This is a genomic window from Phycisphaerales bacterium, from assembly GCA_016699835.1.
In the GTDB taxonomy this organism is placed as follows: domain Bacteria; phylum Planctomycetota; class Phycisphaerae; order Phycisphaerales; family UBA1924.
Genome location: CP064987.1, coordinates 1,343,771 through 1,361,732 on the forward strand (window position 1 = coordinate 1,343,771; position 17,962 = coordinate 1,361,732).

13 protein-coding genes and 1 tRNA gene are annotated in these 17,962 nt (G+C 65.2%); 5 read left to right on the forward strand and 9 right to left on the reverse strand.

The genetic code is table 11. The annotated features are described in order from the left end of the window. Positions 1 to 97: 97 nt before the first annotated feature. Together IPK69_05585 and IPK69_05590 are read right to left on the reverse strand one after the other, a co-directional pair. Positions 98 to 736 (reverse strand): DUF4261 domain-containing protein, encoded by a 639-nt coding sequence (locus IPK69_05585; protein QQS10090.1) that lies wholly within the window; start codon positions 734 to 736, stop codon positions 98 to 100. 267 nt (positions 737 to 1,003) lie between these two features. Further along, positions 1,004 to 2,149, reverse strand: a complete 1,146-nt coding sequence (locus IPK69_05590; GenBank protein ID QQS10091.1) for a deoxyhypusine synthase — start codon at positions 2,147 to 2,149, stop codon at positions 1,004 to 1,006. Positions 2,150 to 2,653: 504 nt separating this feature from the next. Here IPK69_05590 and speA point away from each other — a divergent pair. After that, positions 2,654 to 4,732: a biosynthetic arginine decarboxylase gene (speA, locus tag IPK69_05595; GenBank protein ID QQS10092.1), complete on the forward strand. Its 2,079-nt coding sequence runs from the start codon at positions 2,654 to 2,656 to the stop codon at positions 4,730 to 4,732. A gap of 180 nt (positions 4,733 to 4,912) precedes the next feature. On the opposite strand, the gene sppA is transcribed toward speA, so the two are convergent. The 3 genes from sppA to IPK69_05610 all read right to left on the reverse strand — a co-directional run bounded on the left by sppA (position 4,913) and on the right by IPK69_05610 (position 8,040). Continuing rightward, complete coding sequence (gene sppA, locus IPK69_05600) at positions 4,913 to 6,694, reverse strand: signal peptide peptidase SppA (GenBank protein ID QQS10093.1); 1,782 nt, start codon at positions 6,692 to 6,694, stop codon at positions 4,913 to 4,915. 121 nt (positions 6,695 to 6,815) lie between these two features. After that, the gene (locus IPK69_05605; protein QQS10094.1) at positions 6,816 to 7,247 is read right to left on the reverse strand and encodes a metallopeptidase family protein; all 432 of its coding nucleotides are present in this window, start codon (positions 7,245 to 7,247) and stop codon (positions 6,816 to 6,818) included. Positions 7,248 to 7,275: 28 nt separating this feature from the next. Next, the gene (locus tag IPK69_05610) at positions 7,276 to 8,040 is read right to left on the reverse strand and encodes a hypothetical protein (GenBank protein QQS10095.1); all 765 of its coding nucleotides are present in this window, start codon (positions 8,038 to 8,040) and stop codon (positions 7,276 to 7,278) included. Positions 8,041 to 8,144: 104 nt separating this feature from the next. Here IPK69_05610 and IPK69_05615 point away from each other — a divergent pair. Both IPK69_05615 and IPK69_05620 read left to right on the forward strand, forming a co-directional pair. Continuing rightward, positions 8,145 to 8,219, forward strand: a tRNA-Glu gene (locus IPK69_05615). Between the two features lie 88 nt (positions 8,220 to 8,307). Then, positions 8,308 to 8,598: a hypothetical protein gene (locus tag IPK69_05620; GenBank protein ID QQS10096.1), complete on the forward strand. Its 291-nt coding sequence runs from the start codon at positions 8,308 to 8,310 to the stop codon at positions 8,596 to 8,598. Here the strand turns inward: IPK69_05620 and IPK69_05625 are convergent. Both IPK69_05625 and IPK69_05630 read right to left on the reverse strand, forming a co-directional pair. Then, complete coding sequence (locus tag IPK69_05625; protein QQS10097.1) at positions 8,543 to 9,721, reverse strand: glycosyltransferase; 1,179 nt, start codon at positions 9,719 to 9,721, stop codon at positions 8,543 to 8,545. The genes IPK69_05620 and IPK69_05625 overlap by 56 nt on opposite strands. Beyond that, on the reverse strand, positions 9,718 to 11,397 hold the full coding sequence (locus IPK69_05630; GenBank protein ID QQS10098.1) for an adenylyltransferase/cytidyltransferase family protein: 1,680 nt from the start codon (positions 11,395 to 11,397) through the stop codon (positions 9,718 to 9,720). Before IPK69_05630 ends, IPK69_05625 begins: the two co-directional genes overlap by 4 nt. 108 nt (positions 11,398 to 11,505) lie before the next feature. Here IPK69_05630 and IPK69_05635 point away from each other — a divergent pair, with 108 nt between their 5' ends. Beyond that, complete coding sequence (locus IPK69_05635; protein QQS10099.1) at positions 11,506 to 14,037, forward strand: hypothetical protein; 2,532 nt, start codon at positions 11,506 to 11,508, stop codon at positions 14,035 to 14,037. Between the two features lie 9 nt (positions 14,038 to 14,046). Here IPK69_05635 and IPK69_05640 read toward each other — a convergent pair whose 3' ends face one another. After that, positions 14,047 to 15,114, reverse strand: coding sequence for a hypothetical protein (locus tag IPK69_05640; protein QQS10100.1), 1,068 nt, complete (start codon positions 15,112 to 15,114; stop codon positions 14,047 to 14,049). 56 nt (positions 15,115 to 15,170) lie between these two features. Further along, a complete protein-coding gene (locus IPK69_05645; GenBank protein ID QQS10101.1) occupies positions 15,171 to 16,670 on the reverse strand; it encodes a hypothetical protein in 1,500 nt (499 codons plus the stop codon). 207 nt (positions 16,671 to 16,877) lie between these two features. Here IPK69_05645 and IPK69_05650 point away from each other — a divergent pair, with 207 nt between their 5' ends. Next, the gene (locus IPK69_05650) at positions 16,878 to 17,957 is read left to right on the forward strand and encodes an FkbM family methyltransferase (protein QQS10102.1); all 1,080 of its coding nucleotides are present in this window, start codon (positions 16,878 to 16,880) and stop codon (positions 17,955 to 17,957) included. The last annotated feature ends 5 nt before the right edge of the window (positions 17,958 to 17,962 follow it).

The window sequence follows — 17,962 nt, forward strand, 5'->3', positions numbered from 1 at the left end:
CGTACCCGTGATTGTTGGGGCAACTCGGCTGACTATTGCAACAGGATGGAAACGGGCACAGCGATATGAATGGGATCGTGTGCCGGTGATTTCCGGTTCATTGGAACCCAAGCCGGATGACGGGCAAGCCCTTGGTGATCGTTGACGTGGTGTGTTCGACGCTCCACTCGGTGTCTTCATCGGGCCCGAAGGTCTCGCCGTGCTTCAGGACCGGGCCGTTCTCGAGCACGTATCCGATGACATCCATGATCATCATCCGAAGGTCGTTGGGGGGCATGGTTGAGCCGAGGATCTCGAACTCTTTGTGGCCGAAAGAACCCATCCCGTGCGTGGACAGATTGAAGGGTCCCTTTGGACCTTTTGCGCCGACCATGATGTTGATCCAGAGCATGACGGGAAGCGTGCCGTCTTCGAGGAGTGTTGAGGCGAACTCGGCGAAGGCCTCTGGCTCGTGCAACAGCGCGGCACTTCCCCAGTACACGCCGACCGCGGAGCCGCACGAGCACAACGAGGCGGCGAGACGAGTGTTGAGCACGGCGAGTTGCACGGCACTCTCATGAGTCGGCTTCTGGTCCTGGATCGAGGCGAGAATCGCGTGCGCCCGCATGGCCTTCATGGCTTCCTTTGCGTCGGGCCACATGAACGACGCCTCGGCCGCGGCATCGATCTCGGGGGCCGGTATCGGCGCGGGGATCGCCACCATGGTGACGCTCTGGCCCTCGCAATGGAATGTCATCGTGCCTTCTTTCGATGTGTCGACTGCGCCGCACAACGATGAGGGGAACAGTGTGTTCCATGCTTCTTTGACCGCGCTGGCCGAGACCGGGGATTTCAGACCAACCATGCACATCTGGATGGAAGGCACGGGGTCTGGAGTCGACTTGCGACCGAAGAGACGCGAGAGCATCGTGGCACTCTACCAGACGTCAGACATCGCCGCAAGACACAATGAAACAACCCCCGAACTCTCGGGGGTTGGTCGGTGGCGTTCTGTGTTGGGTGATTAGCGAGCCTTGGCGGGCTTGCGGGGTGTGGCCTTCATGAAGTCGGGCGTGCCGTCGCCCTTCTCGAAGAGGTCGGCGAACTTGAAGCCCTTGCGCTTCTTCCACTCGGCGCGGTGGTAGGCGTCGCTGGCGAGGATGGGGAAGAGGGCGGAGAGTTCGCCGAAGACCATCTGCTCGTGGACGACGTCGACCTTGCCCCAACTGCAGGCCTCGCGGAGGGTGGAGCCGGAGAGGGCGCCATCGCGCGAGTCGGCGACGGTGAGTTGGATGGCGTACTTGTGCATGCCGATGTCGCCTCGGGCCTTGCCGCCCTTGCGCTCGCTCAGGAGTTCGGCGGCGACGACGATGTCCTGGGCGAAGTTCTTGGGGACGCCGCCGCCGAGCATGAGGAGGCCCGTGTCCTTGCACGCCAGTTTGATGTCGGTGAGTTCGCGGAAGTCCTTGCCGCTGTCGATGGCGACCATGGGCTTGCCCTGTTCGATCGCTTCGGTCTGGTGGAGGACGATGCCGAAGCCGGCGGAGCAGTCGCTGAAGGCGGGGACGAAGATCGGGACGCGCTTCAGGTAGCACGACTTCACGAGGCTCTCGTTCCTGGGGTGGTGCTTGGCGAGGTATGACCCCATGGCCTCGATGAACTCGCGGCTGGAGTAGGCCCCCGGCGCGAAGGCGTCGAAGACCTTCTTGGTCGTGTCGTCGCAGTCGCGGAGGTCGTCCTCGTCGATGTAGGTGTCGTAGATGCGGTCGATCATGAGATCGCGGAGGGTGGGATCATCGACGGGCGGGGCCTCGGGGCTGCCCGGGGCGATGTAGTGCTTGAACCCGAGCCCCTCGAAGAAGTCCTGGTCGACGATGTTGGCGCCGGTCGAGACGATCGCGTCGATCATGTTGTTCTCGACGAGGGTGACGACCGCCTTCTTCAGGCCGGCGGAGATGACGCTGCCGGCGAGGGTGAGGATGACGCCACAGTCCTTGTCCTTGAGCATCATGGAGTAGATGTCGGCGGCCTGGGCGAGGGTGCGCGACGAGAAGGCCATGTCGCGGTAACTCTTGATGACGGGTCGCGCGTCGAAGGACGTGATGTCCACGTGCTTGACGGGGCGGCTGAGGAGGTCCTTCTTCGTCCACCTGGGCTTGTCGCTTGGCATTGATCGGATCCCTTTCGCGGCGTGATGCCGCACTCGAACCATGCCCACCCCCCTGGGCTGTTTCTGGTGCGCTCCGCCGGGGGTGACGGCGGCGGGAGATTGTACGCGATTCGGCTCGCGTGCTTTCGGGCACGTTGTGCCACGTCGGCGTGCTTGCCGGGGAGCACTCCGGCACGGAGTTGCCGGCGCGTTGGCGGCGAGTGGATCGCATTTCTTCCTCAACTCCCCTTGTTCTCCCGCCGATTCTCGATACGCTTAGTGCGTGCGAACGCGACGTGCCGTCGGCGTTGCCGGGTGATGGACGCCCGGTGATCCTGGATCGACGGGTGGTCGAGGAACGGGGAACGGTGGAGCCGGAGCCCCCACCACTCGCGGGCGCACATCTTCGATCGCGCGGGGCCGCCGGCATTGAGGCGTGGGCGTCCCGAATGGCGCGGTCGGTCGCACCGACCCTCGTCCGGCGTGCCACCCTGGCCCGCCACGAGTCGCCCCTCCTGTTCATTCATGGCCACCATCTCCACCCGCAGCGCATTTCTTCATGGACAGTGGACCCCGCAGGACTCGGCCGGCCTGTATGGCGTGGCGGACTGGGGGAAGGGCTTCGTGAGCGTGAACTCGGAGGGGCATCTGGCCATCCTCCCGACGAAGACGCCCGCGGCCCAGATCGATCTGCACGAGGTCATCGCCGGGCTTGTGGAACGCGGCATCCACACGCCGGTGCTCCTTCGCTTCAATGACATCCTCGACTATCGCCTGCGCGAGATCCGGCGGGCCTTCGACGAGGCGATGGGCGAGCAGGGGTATTCGGGCGGGTACTCGTGCGTGTACCCCATCAAGGTGAACCAGCAGCGCCACGTCTGCGAGCAGATGGCGCGGGCGTGCGTGGAACTCGACTTCGGGCTGGAGGCGGGATCCAAACCGGAGTTGCTCGCGGTGCTGGGGCTTTCGGCGGCGGCGGGCGGGCCGGGCGTCAACGGGATGCCCATCATCTGCAACGGGTTCAAGGACGACGAGTTCATCGAGACCGTCATCCTCGCGACCAAACTCGGGCGGAACATCATCCCCGTGGTCGAGAAGTTCTCGGAACTCGAACTGATCGTCAAGCACGCGAAGGCGTACAACGTCCGCCCGAAGATCGGGCTGCGCGTGAAACTGTCGGCCCGTGGCGCGGGGCGCTGGGAAGGCTCGGCGGGCGTCCGCTCGAAGTTCGGGCTGTTTGTCTCGGAGTGCCTGAAGGCCGTCGAGTTCCTCAAGACGCACGGGATGCTCGATTGCCTGAACCTGATCCACTGCCACGTGGGGAGCCAGTTGTACGACATCCGTGTCCTGAAGAATGCGGTGAACGAGTTGGCGCACGTCTACTGCGAACTCCACAAGATGGGCGCGGGGCTGTCGATGCTGGATATCGGCGGCGGGATGGGCGTGGACTATGACGGGAGCCAGTCGGCCTGGCCCAGTTCCATCAACTACACCGTGGCGGAGTATGCCCGGGATGTGGTCTATCGCGTGAAGGCCGTCTGCGATGATGCCGAGGTCCCCCATCCCAAACTCATCACCGAGTCCGGGCGGGCGATGGTGGCGTACTCGTCGGTGCTCGTGGTGGACGTGCTGGGGGTGAGCCGATTCGAGTCCGACCCGGATCTCGCGTGGATCGAGCAGGCGATGAAAGACGAGGTCGCCGGGGTCACGCCCGCGGCAATCAAAGCCCGCAAGGGCAACGGCACGCCCGAGGCCACCAAGCCCGCCGGCGGTGAGAAGGGTGAGGTGCCCCAGCCCGTGCTCGACCTGCTCGACGCGTACAAGGGCATCACCGACCGGAACCTGATGGAGACGTATCACGACGCCACACAGGCGCGCGATGAGGCGATGAGCCTCTTCTCGCTTGGGTACATCTCCCTCCCCATGCGGGCGGCGGCGGAGCGGCTCTTCTGGGCGGTCGGCCAGCGGATCCTCGACCGGGCGACCAAGAAGGGCGACCTCCCCGAGGAACTCGAGAGCCTGCCGGAACTCCTGAGCGATATCTATTTCTGCAACTTCTCGCTCTTCCAGTCGATGCCCGACTCGTGGGCGATCGATCAACTCTTCCCCATCGTGCCGATCCATCGCCTCAATGAACAGCCCACTCGTCATGGCATCTTGGGCGATATCACCTGCGACTCCGACGGCAAGATCGACCACTTCGTGGACAAGCGCATCGACAAGAAGGCCCTCGAACTCCACGACCTCATCACCAAGGTCGATGAGCATGGCGTGACGACGCACGAGCCGTATTACCTGGGCGTCTTCCTGCTCGGGGCGTATCAGGAGATCCTGGGCGACCTGCACAACCTCTTGGGCGACACCCATGCCGTGCACATCAGCCTTGAGGAGAACGGCGAGTGGCGCCTCGACGAGGTCATCGAGGGGGACACCGTCGAGGAGGTGCTGGGGTATGTCCAGTACGACATCGACGACATGAAGCGGGCGATGCGCCAGGATGTCGAGGCGGCGTGCAAGCAGTCGCGGCTCACCGTCGCCGAGGGGAAGAGCCTGCTCAAGTACTACGATGATGGGCTTGAGGGGTACACGTACCTCGAGGGGTGAGTTCTGCTGGAACCGCTCCCTTGGTGGCACCGCTCTTCAGAGCGGTGTCCTCAGTCACATTGCACCAAATCTCGGTATATTCCGGATGTCCAATGCTCCCGAGTGATCAATGACACCGCTCTGGGGAGCGGTGCCACCGAGAATTCAAGATACTGCTCTGGAGAGCAGTGCCACCACGGACTACTTCTCGATCAGCACGCTGGGCGTCATGAGGATGACGGGTTGCTTCTGGAGGAGGGCGGCGCCCTCGAGGGCCTGCTGGACCTGTGGCCAGGCCTTGTCGCCGAGGACGGCTTTGGCCATGCCCTCGATCGCGGCCTTGCCGTCGACGGGGCTCTTCGCCATGCCGCCGAACATGTCCTGCATGTATTCCTCAAAGGACTTGGGCGTTGGATAGTCCATGACGTCGTAGGACGTGAGGGAAAGGGAGTCGGCCATGTCCTTGATGGCCTTGTCGAGCCCGCCGATCTCGTCGGCCATGTGGAGCCCGATGGCCTTGTTGCCCGTGAAGAGGCGGCCCTCGGCGGTCTGGGAGAGGTCGATCCCCTCGCGTCCGACGCTCACGCGGCGGGTGAAGAGTTCATAGGTCTCGGTCATGCGGGTGCGGACGGTGGCGAGTTCCTGATCGGTCCAGGGTTTGGTGGAGCGGAACATGTTGGCCATGGGCCCGCGCGTGCGCGGATGGACGTGGACCTTGAGGAGGTCGTAGAGCCCGTCCATGGCCATCTTGCCGCCGACGACGCCGATGGAACCGACGATGCTGCTGGGGTTGACGTAGATCTTGTCGGCGGCGACGGCGATGTAGTAGCCGCCCGAGGCCGCCATCCCGCCGACGCTGACCCAGACGGGCTTCTTCTCGGCGAGGCGACGGATGCCGAGCCAGATGGTCTCGCTGGCGGTCGCGGAGCCGCCGGGGCTGTCGATGCGGACGATCACGCCATGGATCATGTCCTCGTTGAGGATGTCCTCGATGGCGTTGCGGACGGTGCGGGCGCCGACGTTGCCGCCGCCGCTGAAGAGGCCGCCGGAGGAGGAGTCGCCGTCAACGATCACGCCGTTGATGTGGAGGACGGCGATGGTGTCGTCGGTGGCGTGGTGCTCGGGCTTCTTGGCGAGCATCGCGAAGATGCCGAAGGGATTGGCGAGGGCGGCCATGGGGTTGGCCTTCTCGGGGACGATCGAGCCGGACCACGAGATGGCGTGGTCGGCCGGGCCATCCTGGAAGGCCTGCTCGATGGCGGTGAGGTCGGTGGGCGCGTCGATCAGGCCGACTTCCACGGCTTTTTCGGTGTCGCAGAACCAGGATGCCTCCATGGCGCGGTCGAGTTCGGCGTCGCTCATGTGACGCCCGCTCTTGACGTGGGTGCGCATGTTGTCGTACATGGAGTCCAGGAGTTGCGAGATGTTCTGGTCCCACGCGGGGCTGGGGCTGGTCCGCGACATCTGCTCGGCGGCGCCCTTGTAGTCGCCGACCTGCACCATGTCGGCCTTGATCCCGATCCACGCGAGCGTGTCGGCGAGGAACATCTCCTCCATGTACAACCCGGGGAAGATCACGGGCCCGTGCGGCTGGGCGAGGACGCGGTCGGCATGCGAGGCGAGGAGCAGGTCGGACGTGGCGAAGCCTTCGCCGAAGACCCAGACCTGCTTGCCGGTCTGGCGATAGGCGTCCATGGCGGCGCCGAGTTCCTCGGTCTGGGTCATCGAGAGTTGGGCGTCCTTCAGGCGGACGAGGAGGGCGTTGTTGGATGAACTCTTCGCGGCGGTGTGGATGGACTCGACGAGCATGCGGAGCGTGGGCTCGCCGCCGCCGAACATCGCGAAGGGATTGTCGTCTATCTCGGCGGGCTTGCCCTTGATCTCGAGGGTCCCGATCTTGAACGACTGGGCGAGGGCCGGTGCGCCGATCGCCATCATCCCCACCGCCCCTGCTGCCATGATTGCCTGGATCGAACGCTTCATCGATGAACTCCTCTGCACGCCTGGCGTTGCTCGAACATGCACGAATAACTGCTTCTCGCCGTGTCCTTGTGTTGTGACGGATCACTCTACTCCGCGTCGATCGTTGGTTCCTGTATCGTTGTCAGTCGTAACCGAGTCGTTTCAGGTCGTCCTCGTTGAGGCCGAACTGGTGCCCGAGTTCGTGGAGCAGGGTGACGACGATCTGTTCATAGATGGCGTCGTCGGCCTCTTCCGCGTCCTCATCGCCGCTTTCCCAGCCGCCGGCCTCCTGGACGATCCCTTCTCGGAAGAGGAAGATCTCGCTGGGGAGTTCGACGCCGGCGGTTGCATCGATGGAGCGCTCGGTGTTGGCGACGCCCGTGTGCAGGCCACAGAGTTCGGTCGGTTCCATGGGCTCGCCATGTTCTTGGGCGAGCGAGGCGAGGGTTTTCTCATCGGGGATGTCCTCGACGATCACGGGGATGCGGTCGAGCCACGCCCGGACCTGCTCGGGGAGGCGCTCGAGAGCCTCCTCCAGTAGAGCATCGAACCGGTCGCGGAGCGCCTCATCCATGGAATCAAGGGTAGTAGGCGCTCGTGAATCACGAATAGAGCCGGTGCTCGCGGATGTGTTTCGCAACCTGTTCGGGAAGGTGGCGGAGCATCGGGTCGCTTCGCCAGTGGCGTGCGTCGGCGTGAGCACGAGCGATCGCGGCACGCAGGGCGGTGGACGAGACGTCGTCGATGCGGGCCGGGGCGAGTCGAGTGCACCATGCGGCACGCTCGGCCCGCGTCCAGAACTTCAAATCTAGCGACTCGAAGACATCGAGCGCCCCCACGACTTCACTTCCGTTCACACCCGGGCGGGGCATGACGAGCGGTTCGGCGAGTTCGATGATCCGGCGAGCGCGGCGCCACTTGTGGAACGAGGCGATGGCGTCGCCGCCGACGAGGAGGCGGAGTGTCACTGAACTGGGTGTGATCCTTCGGAGGCGTTCGAGAGTGTCGACCATGAAACTGGGTTGCTGAGCCGTGGGCTTTGAGGTCGTGTTTCGCTCGCGCGACCACACTGCCCGGTCGATCTCGTCGGTCCAGATCGCGGTGCGGCCTGGCGCGTCCTTGGTCGCGAGGGCGAGCATCGTGAGGCGATCCGCGTCGGAGGCGATGGAGCCTTTCGATTTCAGCGGATTGCGAGCGGCGGGAACGTAGAGGACAAGTGCTCGTTTTCCGAAGAGGCGTTCGGCGACGCGGGCCGGCTCGGCGGCGTGGTAGTCGTGTGGCGGGTCGAAGGTGCCGCCGAAGACGACGAGGTGTGTCACGCCACGCGGCAGGCGAAGGGGCGTGATGGGAGCGGCGTTTCGAGGCACGAACTGTGGCTCCTGGCGGTCGGGATCACTGAAACCGGCTCAGATCCTTGGCACGTGCGGCGTCGGCCCTGCGAGTCGTCGCCTCCTACACTCCCCGCAGCGTTGGCCCTGTCGTCTAGCCTGGTCTAGGACACTACCCTTTCACGGTAGGAACATGGGTTCGAATCCCATCAGGGTCATTTGACCATCCCGCGAGTACTCGCGGGATGTGTTGTTTTTGCTGGACTGACTTCGTCCAAATCCGGTTTGCACGATGACTATCGAATCATGGACCCACTTCATCCAACAGAAAACGAAATCGTTGGGAAGTATGAGCATGTCGCCGGCCGAATTCGAGGCAACTACGCGTGCAATCGAATTCAATGGCTCATCATGAACGTGTTGGTTCGGATTGGCAGTTCGACTGATGGTTGGGACACTCTCTACAGGGATCCTGGCGACAACAGGCTTTGGGAATTGTTGTACCCGCAAGGCCACATGCAAGGAGGCGGCCCGCCAACTCTCAGGCAGATATCCGGATCTGAGGCGCAAGCAAAGTACGATCTGGATCGGGCCTGAAGTTCGGCGTTGTGTTTGGTGGCTGATCTGAATCTATAGCACAGCCCGCGTCATCAACCAGCCATGGCATGACCACCCTCGGGTGGCGTGATGTCCACGCGTCGAACGCGTCGAGCATCGGGCCGGGGCTGAGGGTGCCGAGGACGAGTGTGTCGGCGTGGTCGGGTGCGGCATTCGTAGCGATCCCGAGCTCATCGAGCGCCTGGCGCACGGCCCATTCGTTCTTGCCGGGGGCGACGATCGCGACCTGTCCGAGTGGGCCACGCGTGGCGATCTCGTGCGCGAGTGCCTTGCGTGCGGCGTGCAACCCTGTGAAGCGATCCCAGAGCGATTGTGGCATGGGCGTTGTGGGCTGATCGAACCACGTCGTGGCGAGATCGAAGAGGCCTCGAGCGTAGCCGGCGATCGCGTGCTCCTTGCGGGCGATGCGGGCGTAGCGGGTGATGTGCCGCCAGGCCTCGGTGTTCCATCCGTCGTCGCTCGGGCAGTATCGGCGTGCGACCCACGAGTTGTTGCGGACGAGATTTCGGACGATCCGTGAGAAATCGCGAGATTGGCTCACCTTGCGATGGGTGACACGGAAGCGGCGATCGAGGGCGATGCGCCCGCCAGCGAGGAGCATTCGTGCGGCGAGGTCGTATTCCTCGGCGTAATAGCCGAACGACGCGTCGTAGCCGCCGAGGCGTCGGTAGTCGTCGGTACGGATGGCGACGCCGCAGCCGATGAAGACCTCGGGGAGGCCGCCGTGCTCGCGAATGGCACGGCCGTTCTGGTGTGGGAGATGGATCTCTGCGGCGACGGCGTGTACATCCGGCTCCGCGGCACGCAGCACCTCGATGAAGCCGAGATTGTCGGGCGAGGAGTCGTCGTCGAGCATGACGAGCCATTCGCCCGAGGCGATTTCGGCAACGTGGTTCCGAGCGGCGGCTCCGAGGTTCCCGTCGAGTCGAAGCACGCGAACGCTCACGCCCGAGTCCAACGTTGCGGGCACTCGGACCGGCTCATGTGAGGCGTTGTCGGCGATGATGACCTCGGCGTCGTGCGGGCCGAGGCGTGAGAGCGACCCAAGCGTCTCGTGGAGCGTGTCGTGGCGATCGCGTGTGGGGATGATGTACGAGATCATGACGCGAGCAGGCCGTCGCGTGGGGTGGGTTGCATGGCGGGGAAGGCGTGGTCAAGCCCGAGGGCGAGCGTGGCACTCGAGAGGCGCATGAGGCCCTGGCGCAGATCTTGTGAGCCGATGGGGATGTTGCCAAGGCGCTGGGCTTCTGCTGCTGCCGAGAGCGAGCCGAGGAAGGCGGCCTGGAGCGGCGTGGCACCGGAGGCGAGGGCGAGCGTGCTCGTCGCGAGGAGCGCATCGCCGCAACCGAGGGGATCGACGGGGAACCCGCTGAGCGCCGGGACGTGCTCGCCCCGGACGCGTGAGCGATTGGGGTCGTCCGCGTCGCCGGCGGTTGCGCCCGCGAGTGGCTCGAAGGCGATGAGGCCGTCGCCACCGAGGGTGATAATGAGGTTGGCGCAGCCGCTCTCGCGGATGACGCGCCACGCGGCGGCGGGGAGGCTCTCGTCGAAGGATCGCGTCGCGCCGCGAACCTCGCTCTCGCTGGGCGTGAGGAGGTCGAAGTTGCGGAAACTGGTCAGTGGCGAGCGTGGCCCGCTGACATCGCCCGCGAGCGTGCCGACGCGGGGGCGCAACGCCGAGCCGAGACGGACGATGAGTTCGGGCGAGAGCAAGCCGTTGCCGAAGTCGGCGACGATGGCGGCGTCACACGACGTGGCGTGGCGCACGGCCTGGAGGATCAGTTCGTCCTGCGTCCGCGCATCGAGCACGATCGGGCTCAGGCAGTTGACCTTCATCACTTTCTGGGCGCCGACGAGGTAGCGGTGCTTCTCGGGCATCTCGCCGGGGATCCGGACAGAGGCGACCTCGACGCCCTCGGCCTCGAGGCGGAGGCGCAGGCCCTGGTCGTGCTCGGCGAGGCCCGTGAGGAGAACTGGATTCGCGCCCAGCGATGCGAGGTGGCGGGCGATGATCGCCGAGGCGCCGTCGTACCGACGGCGTTCGAGCGGGCGCAGGGTGAGCACGGGTGATTCGGCGGCCACTTCGGGCTGGTCGCAGAGGGAGTAGACATCGAGGATCGTCTCACCCACGACGAGCACGCGCTTGCCACGGAACGCGCTGATCAGCGAGGAAAGGCGCGCCGGATCGAGTTCCTCGCGCGAGAGGAGTTGGCCCAGACGGGCGTGGTAGGGATCGATGGATCGCTCGAGCGAGGCGATGAGGGCGGTCGAGGAGAAGACCACATCGCCCGACGAGAAGACGACGCGGCCGCCCGCGGACTCGACGATCTCTCGCTCGTGAGTGAATCGCGGGTCCTGGTTTGTTTCGTACTCCTTGCCCTTCACGTAGACATCGGGTTTGACCGCAGCGAGCAGGTCGGCGGCCGTCGGGGACGGGTCGATGTAGACCCAGTCCACGCAGTCGAGCTCGGCGAGATTCTCGGCTCGGAGTTCCTCGGGGATGAGCGGCGCGCCCTGACGCTTGGAGTATGCGGCGTCGCCCGTGATGCTCACGAGGAGGACGTCGGCGTGGCTTCTGGCCTGTCGCAGGTGGCGAATGTGACCGGGGTGGACGATGTCGAAGCAGCCGTGGCACTGGGCGACGCGGAGGCCCTTCTTCCGGGCGGCATCGCGGCGTGCGATGAGGTCTTCGCGCGAGAGCACCTTGCCGGTAGCCGAGGCGCGACCGCCCTCACCACCCCCTCCACCAGAACCCGAACTGCCGGCACGCTTCGCCATGCGTTGGTTATCGGTTCAATCGATCGCCCGAATCAACCCGAGAACCGCAGTGGCAGAGGACCGGCAAAATCTGCTCGCGATACCCAACATCAACCGATCTACGCCCGCATGCTTGGCGTGCCGACGCCCTCTCACTCCCCCGCGCGCCCGGCGTCCACGAACCCGCTTCGGGCGGTGCTGCTCGCGCGGGGCAAGACGGGCGACGCGTGGTCGATCCTGCCCCAGGCGTTGCCGGTGCTTCGGCAGAGTCCCGGCGACGTCGAACTCTCGCTTCTCGTCGCGACGAAGTTTGCCGATCTCGGGCTGCGCACGCTAGCGAGTGAGGTTCTCCAGGCGGTGACATTGGTTCAGGGTGGAGACGCGGGCAAGGATGCCACGTTGGCCTCGGTGCGTGAGCGGATCGCGGGTCTGCCGGACGATCGCCTCTCGCTTGAGCGTCGGAAGGACATTCTCAGTCGCAATCTCGACTCGCTCGCGACGCGAGCGCAAGGGGCGATCGATCTGCGATCGATGGTGGAGTCGTGGCATGAGACGGCCGAGTCGGAGGAGTGCTTTGTCTCGCGGGACGGCAACGTCATCCGACGTGCGAAGGACCGGGCGGTCTCGCGGATTGTTGATGAGGTGTCGTTGGCGCGTCGGGCGTTTGTGCCGCCGGCGTCTGATGCGCCGGCATCGAGCGCGCAACCTGTGTATGTCGAAGGGCTTGATCCGCCGTGGTTGGCACGTTGGGTGTACGAATCCACGCAGACACGCGCGGACGGGCTTCGCACGAGAGTGGTGATCGTGGAGGCCGACGTGGTGAGCGCGTTGCGGGGGCTTTCGGTTGTGGATCTGGCCGAGATGCTCGCGGACGATCGCGTGGTGATGTTCGCGGGTGATCGCGCGGGCGAAGCACTCGATGCGTGGCTTCGCGATCGATTCGATACGGCGCTTGGTGAGCGTGTGATCACGGCACCCGGCAGCGGCGTGCGGGCGACGTTTGGATCGTTACAAGGCGTCGCGGCGATCCTCGGTGCGGCACGCCAGGCCCAGCAGGCCGAACTCAACAGCAGTCACGACGCGGCGAGAGTAATCGACACAAGGCGAGACGACGCGTGGTGGGCGGAGCGGTACTCAGCGGCAGGCGCACACGATCCACTGCGGATTCTGATCCTGACCTCGCGGCTGACGACATACACCCAGCACTCGTCGCGCGATCTGGCCGAGTGCTTCCGTCGGCTGGGGCACGAGGCACGCGTGCTCATCGAGCCGGATGACGCGTCGCTGCTCACGTCCAATGCCCACTGGCGACAGCATGCGGAATGGCGGCCCGACCTCGTGCTCTCGATCAACAACACGCGTTCGATGCTCGGCGGCGTCATGCCCGCCGGCGTCCCGATGGTGACATGGATCCAGGACAAGGTGGTGGCGATGTTCCAGACCGCGACCGGACGAGCGATGGGGACGCGTGATTTTCTCGTGGGGCATCTGCACCCGGAACTCTTCGATACGTTCGGATTCCCGCGGGAGCAATGCCTGTATTCGCCGGTGCTGGCGAGCGAGGTGAAGTTCCATGATGGACCGATCGACGAGTCGCGACGGTCGCGGTATGAGTGCGAGGTGGCGTACGTCAGCCATCATGCGGAGTCTCCCTCGGCGCTGGCCGAGCGACTTGTGGCGATGTCCCCCGAGGGGTTCAGGACGCTGCTCTTCGCGATGATGTCGGATCTGATGCCCGAGATCGAGCGTGTGATCGGCGCACCGATCCGTGAGGAGATGACCACGTCGCTGCGTCGAGCGTCACGCGAGATCTGCGATCGGCACGCGGGCGCGCGGGCGGATGAGGCGATGCGGAGCGCGATCTTCAACAACTATGCCGCCCCTATCGCGGAACGGGCACTTCGACACCAGATGCTCGAGTGGGCTCGCGAGTTGTGCGAGGAGCGGTCGTGGCGGTTGCACCTCTACGGGAACAACTGGGATCGGCACTCAACGCTTGGGAGATTTGCCAAGGGGCCGCTCGCGCACGATGAGGACCTTCGAGCGGCGTACCAGGCGGCTCGCGTGCACCTCCACGCGGGGCTGGGTGGTTTGCAGCACCAGCGCGTGATGGAATGCGCTCTCTCGGGTGGGCTGGTGCTCCTTCGAATCAAGCGAGAGGACCTCAACGAGATCGAGTGGTGGGCGCAGGAAACGATTCGAGCGACGCCGGGCGTTCGAATCGAGCATTTTTCGTGCCGGTTTCCTGGAAAGCACGCGTGGGCGCCGATCGCGGACCATGTGCCCGCGATGCTCAACCAGCGCGTGCGGGATCGGGTGGGCCTGCCGCGTGGTCCCATCGAGCCGCAGTGCCTGTACGTCACGCACATCGAACCGGGAACGCACTGGGTGTCGCGGTTCGGACAGACGTTGTCGTATGACGCTTCGTGGTATGTGGGCGATCCGAGCGAGACGGGGTTCTGGTCGCGCGAGTCGTTCCGCGAGAACGTGGCGAGGGCGGTCGAGAGCGAGGGGCATCGCGCGGGATGGAGCCGATGGCAGCGGCGATGCACGAGAAGCGCGTTCTCGTTCGATGCGTTTGCGCGAGAGGTCGTGGATCTTGTGGGACGGACGCTCCGAGCCAACGCGTCGTGTTCGTCGTCCAAAGCACATACTGAGTGAGAAGTTCGGTTACGCCGACCGTCGCCACTCGTAGATGCGGATCACGGGCACGCCACGCGGTCCGAAAATGGCCGCGGCACGACGTGCGAGCGCCTCTTCCATCGAGTCCGACGAGACGACGACGGCATCGACGGCACAGGCAGGGTCGCTTGGCGAGTAGACACGAACGCCCTTGAGGCGCGATGACTTTGGCGCGTCGTCGATCACGCCGGCGATGGTGAGCCCATGGCGTTCGAAGGCCTCGAAGCCGAGATCGCGGGTGTGTTGACCGGCGCCATAGAGGGCGATTCGCCTGGCGCCGAGGACGCGGCACTGGAGCGCGGCACGATCGAAGAGCGCGGCCCGTGCGTCGTCGGGAGTAGAGATTCCCGCCGGCATCGGTGGCGGGAGAATCACGGGCGCCGGCGGAACCGGGACCGCAGCGAGAGCCTCGGCCGCCGCAATCGAGCGGTCGTCCACCCACCCCAGGCGCGCGAGTTCACGCACGGCGAACGGAGCGGCCCGATAGTCGGCGTGGATCGCGTCCATGAAGAACTCATCGCGGGCGATACCTCTGCGATCGGCGAGTGAACGACTAATATCGATCACGGGCGCGTCAAGAGACCTTGCCTCGCGCGCGAGCGCTGAGTTGAACGCTCGGGCGGCCCGGCGATGCTCCGTGGGCGTGCCGCGGGCGCCCCAGTCGTCGGGGACGAACTCGGTTCGCGTCGGGTAGATCGCGAGGAAAGCGAGATCGCGTGAGCCGACGATCGATCGCGCGGCCTTGACGTAACGTGCGGCAAGGTCTCGCACGATCAACTCGATGGATCGTCCTTGCTGCTCGGCCTGGGGCGAGACGTGACGGCGACAATCGATCTCGCCAAAGACCATGAGCACGCGGTCGTTGGGTGCCGCGGAGTCGAGCGCCCGGCGGATCATCGTGCGCACGCGATGCCTCGGCGTAGCGAGGCTGTGCGCGAGAAACTGACCGGTGCGGTGCACACACACACCCGGGATCGCGCACGCGGCCTTCGCGGGCATCTCTGGCACGAGGCCCGGCAGGCCGGCGAGGAATGAGACGTGGCTGTCGCCGATCACGTGCACAGAGCGTTCGGTGCGGCGGACCGATCGCCCTGTTCGTGTCGTTCCACGAGTCACGCCACGGCTCCGAGGGCGTGACGCGGCATCCGCACCATGGGCTTGGGCAGGTGCATCCAGAGCACGGGAACACCCGATCGCTCGAACCGCGCGACATAGTCGGCCGGCATGCCCAGGGGACGCCGAGCGTCGGCATCGATCACCGCGTGCAGTCCCATCTTCAAGGCCTGTTCGACCGAGACGGCGCGAGCACCAAAGACACTCGACGCGCCCGAGTCGCGCGTGGTCGAGATGACGCACTCGAACCGATCGGCGAAGGACTCGAACCATGAGGTCTGCTCGAGGTGGGCCGTCTCAACGCCGGCGATCCCGAGGCGTGTGACACCGTGCCGGTGGAGCATCTCGAGGGCCGTCTCCATCCGCGCCGATCGCTCCTGGTGCGACGCCGGGTAGAGGCGCTGGACCGGGATGTTGTGCTCAAAGAATGGCGTGGCGTTGTCCCACATCGAGTGCTCGTGCATGTTCGCAGAGAGGACGACGCCCCTCACGCCGCGTTCGATCGCCTCCTCGATAGAGACAATCGGCCAGTTCCAGAGCCTCTGGCCCTGTTGCGATTCGTTGTCGTCGATGATGCAGTCGATGGGAACGGGCGAGGCGGCGAGGACATCCGAGACGCCACGGGTGTGCGTTCCGGAGCCATAGACCGCGATGGGCCCGACGCCGCGTTTGGCAAGCTCGTCGAGGGCCCCGCGCATCGCGAGCATCCAGGCGGCGCGCCCCCCCTCGATATAGGTCATCTGGGCCATGCGGATCTCGGCCAGATGCAGCGCCCCCTGCGCCAGCACCGACGAGTCGAACACTCTCGGGCGCCCGTTGGCGTCGTGCATCGGGCGGGCCGGCTGGTGCCCGGGGAATCGACTCCATGATCGATTGATGTACATCTGGCAATCGGCGAGATCTCGAGCCTCGACCTGCTCCTGCCAGTACCCGGGCTTCTCCTCGCCGCGGCGCGTGAAGTGATCGTGGAAGTGTGAGAGATCGGGGCGCTCCCAGAGCACGCCCAGGCCTTTGGCGAGCCAGTACAACTCGTTGTCGGCCCAGTTGTGGCGGTAGCCGGAGTACATCGCGCCCTTGCCGTTGTACATCGTCGAGAACCACGCGCGCCCGATGAAGGGCGAGCCGCAGTATCGGCGGGCGACCATGAACTCGTCGCCATGGGGCTGCATGACGCCGAAGGTGTCGGGGAAGCGCTCAAGGAACTGGCGCCCGAGTTCCTGGGCGGTGTGGTTGGGGTCGGGGAGCATGTCGTCGCCCCCCGAGACGACGATCGGGCAGGACGCGGGCACGATCTGCTGGCAGAGGATGTTCACACTCTCGGGCCAGCCCGGGTAGGAGTCGAACCAGACGGTGAGGTCCGCGGGAATATCGCCTCGCTCGTGATTCTGGAGGACGGCGATCTTGTACCCCATCTCACGCCACTTCGGGAGCACCTTTCGGCACTTCTCCGGATTAGCGGATGGAATCGCGAACCAGACTTCGGGCGAACTGCTGGGCATGGTGGGACTCGTGGGTGCGTGACGCTCCGCACCCTTGTTGGTGGCAGCGTGGCCCCGAGACTATCGGCCCTGTCGGGACCCCCTCTTGAGCCCCAGAAGGGATCGCACGGTCCCGACTTGAGGGAATCCTTGACGTCGCGCAAAACGTCGACCTCACGCTCGATTCTGTCCTCAAGACCCCCCCTCGCGGGCACCGATAACCACCTCATGCGACTCTTCGAGTATGACCCGTTCGTCTCCATGACCCGTGTGCTGAGCCCGGACGATCGCCTGACGATCATCGATGTGGGCGCCCACGTGGGCGTCGTGAGCCAGCACCTGCATCGGCTCTTCCCCAACGCCGACATCCACGCCTTTGAGCCCTCGCCCGAGACCTTCGCTCAACTCGAGGAGAACACCGCCGAGATTCCCGGCCTCGCCCGCCACCGCCTCGCGTGCGGCAGCCAGAGCGGCACGATCCCGTTCCACGTCACCGGGAACTCGTGGTGCTCCAGCGTGCTCCATCCGTCGGATCTCGGGAAGCGCTTCTACGGCGACTGGTACGACACCAAGAAGACGATCGACGTTCAGGTCGTCCGGCTCGACGACTGGGCGCGGGACCGCGGGATCGACCACATCGACTTTCTCAAGTGCGATGCCCAGGGATACGACCTTGAGGTCCTCAAGGGGGCCGAGGGGCTGCTGACGACTCGGACGGGTGACGGGCTTAAGGGTCTGCACTGCGAGTTCCAGTTCGCCGCGGAATACGAGGGCTGCGCGACCTTCACCGACATCGATGCGTACCTGCGTTCGCTCAACTTCACACTCTACCAGATGCACGAGTTGTGCCACAAGGGCAACGAGGAGCAGACGTCGTATGGCGACGGGTTGTGGCTGCGGGTGGACGTGCTCGAGGCGTTGCGGCGTCGGCCCGACTTGCCCGATCTCTCGCCCCGAGCACGCATCACGCGCGCTTTGTCGGCCTGCGCGAGCCGTGGCCGGACGCGAGTGGCGCTCTATGGAGCCGGTCGTCACACGCGCGACGTTCTTCCCAAACTCGTGGATGCGCCCCTCGAGATCACGGCGGTCATCGATGACAACCCGGCCCTCGCGGGGACGCTGATCGAAGGAAAGCCGGTCGTCACGATCGAAAACGCCTTGGCCATTGGCTTCGACGCCGTGATTCTGTCCTCCGACGCCCACGAGAAGGCGTTGTGGGAGTCGAGCCGACCCTTGCGTGAGGCCGGCATTGCTGTTCTTCCGTTGTACGAGGCATCGCTTCTTCGCCATGTGTCCAAGGCCGCCTGAGCACG

Bases quoted from the DNA above. Each gene is read 5' to 3' on its own strand.
- sppA (QQS10093.1), bottom strand. From the start codon at position 6,694: ATGAAGCGTTCGATCCAGGCAATCATGGCAGCAGGGGCGGTGGGGATG.
- IPK69_05620 (QQS10096.1), top strand. From the start codon at position 8,308: ATGGACCCACTTCATCCAACAGAAAACGAAATCGTTGGGAAGTATGAG.
- IPK69_05585 (QQS10090.1), bottom strand. From the start codon at position 736: ATGACATTCCATTGCGAGGGCCAGAGCGTCACCATGGTGGCGATCCCC.
- speA (QQS10092.1), top strand. From the start codon at position 2,654: ATGGCCACCATCTCCACCCGCAGCGCATTTCTTCATGGACAGTGGACC.
- IPK69_05635 (QQS10099.1), top strand. From the start codon at position 11,506: ATGCTTGGCGTGCCGACGCCCTCTCACTCCCCCGCGCGCCCGGCGTCC.
- IPK69_05630 (QQS10098.1), bottom strand. From the start codon at position 11,397: ATGGCGAAGCGTGCCGGCAGTTCGGGTTCTGGTGGAGGGGGTGGTGAG.
- IPK69_05625 (QQS10097.1), bottom strand. From the start codon at position 9,721: ATGATCTCGTACATCATCCCCACACGCGATCGCCACGACACGCTCCAC.
- IPK69_05605 (QQS10094.1), bottom strand. From the start codon at position 7,247: ATGGATGAGGCGCTCCGCGACCGGTTCGATGCTCTACTGGAGGAGGCT.
- IPK69_05645 (QQS10101.1), bottom strand. From the start codon at position 16,670: ATGCCCAGCAGTTCGCCCGAAGTCTGGTTCGCGATTCCATCCGCTAAT.
- IPK69_05650 (QQS10102.1), top strand. From the start codon at position 16,878: ATGCGACTCTTCGAGTATGACCCGTTCGTCTCCATGACCCGTGTGCTG.
- IPK69_05590 (QQS10091.1), bottom strand. From the start codon at position 2,149: ATGCCAAGCGACAAGCCCAGGTGGACGAAGAAGGACCTCCTCAGCCGC.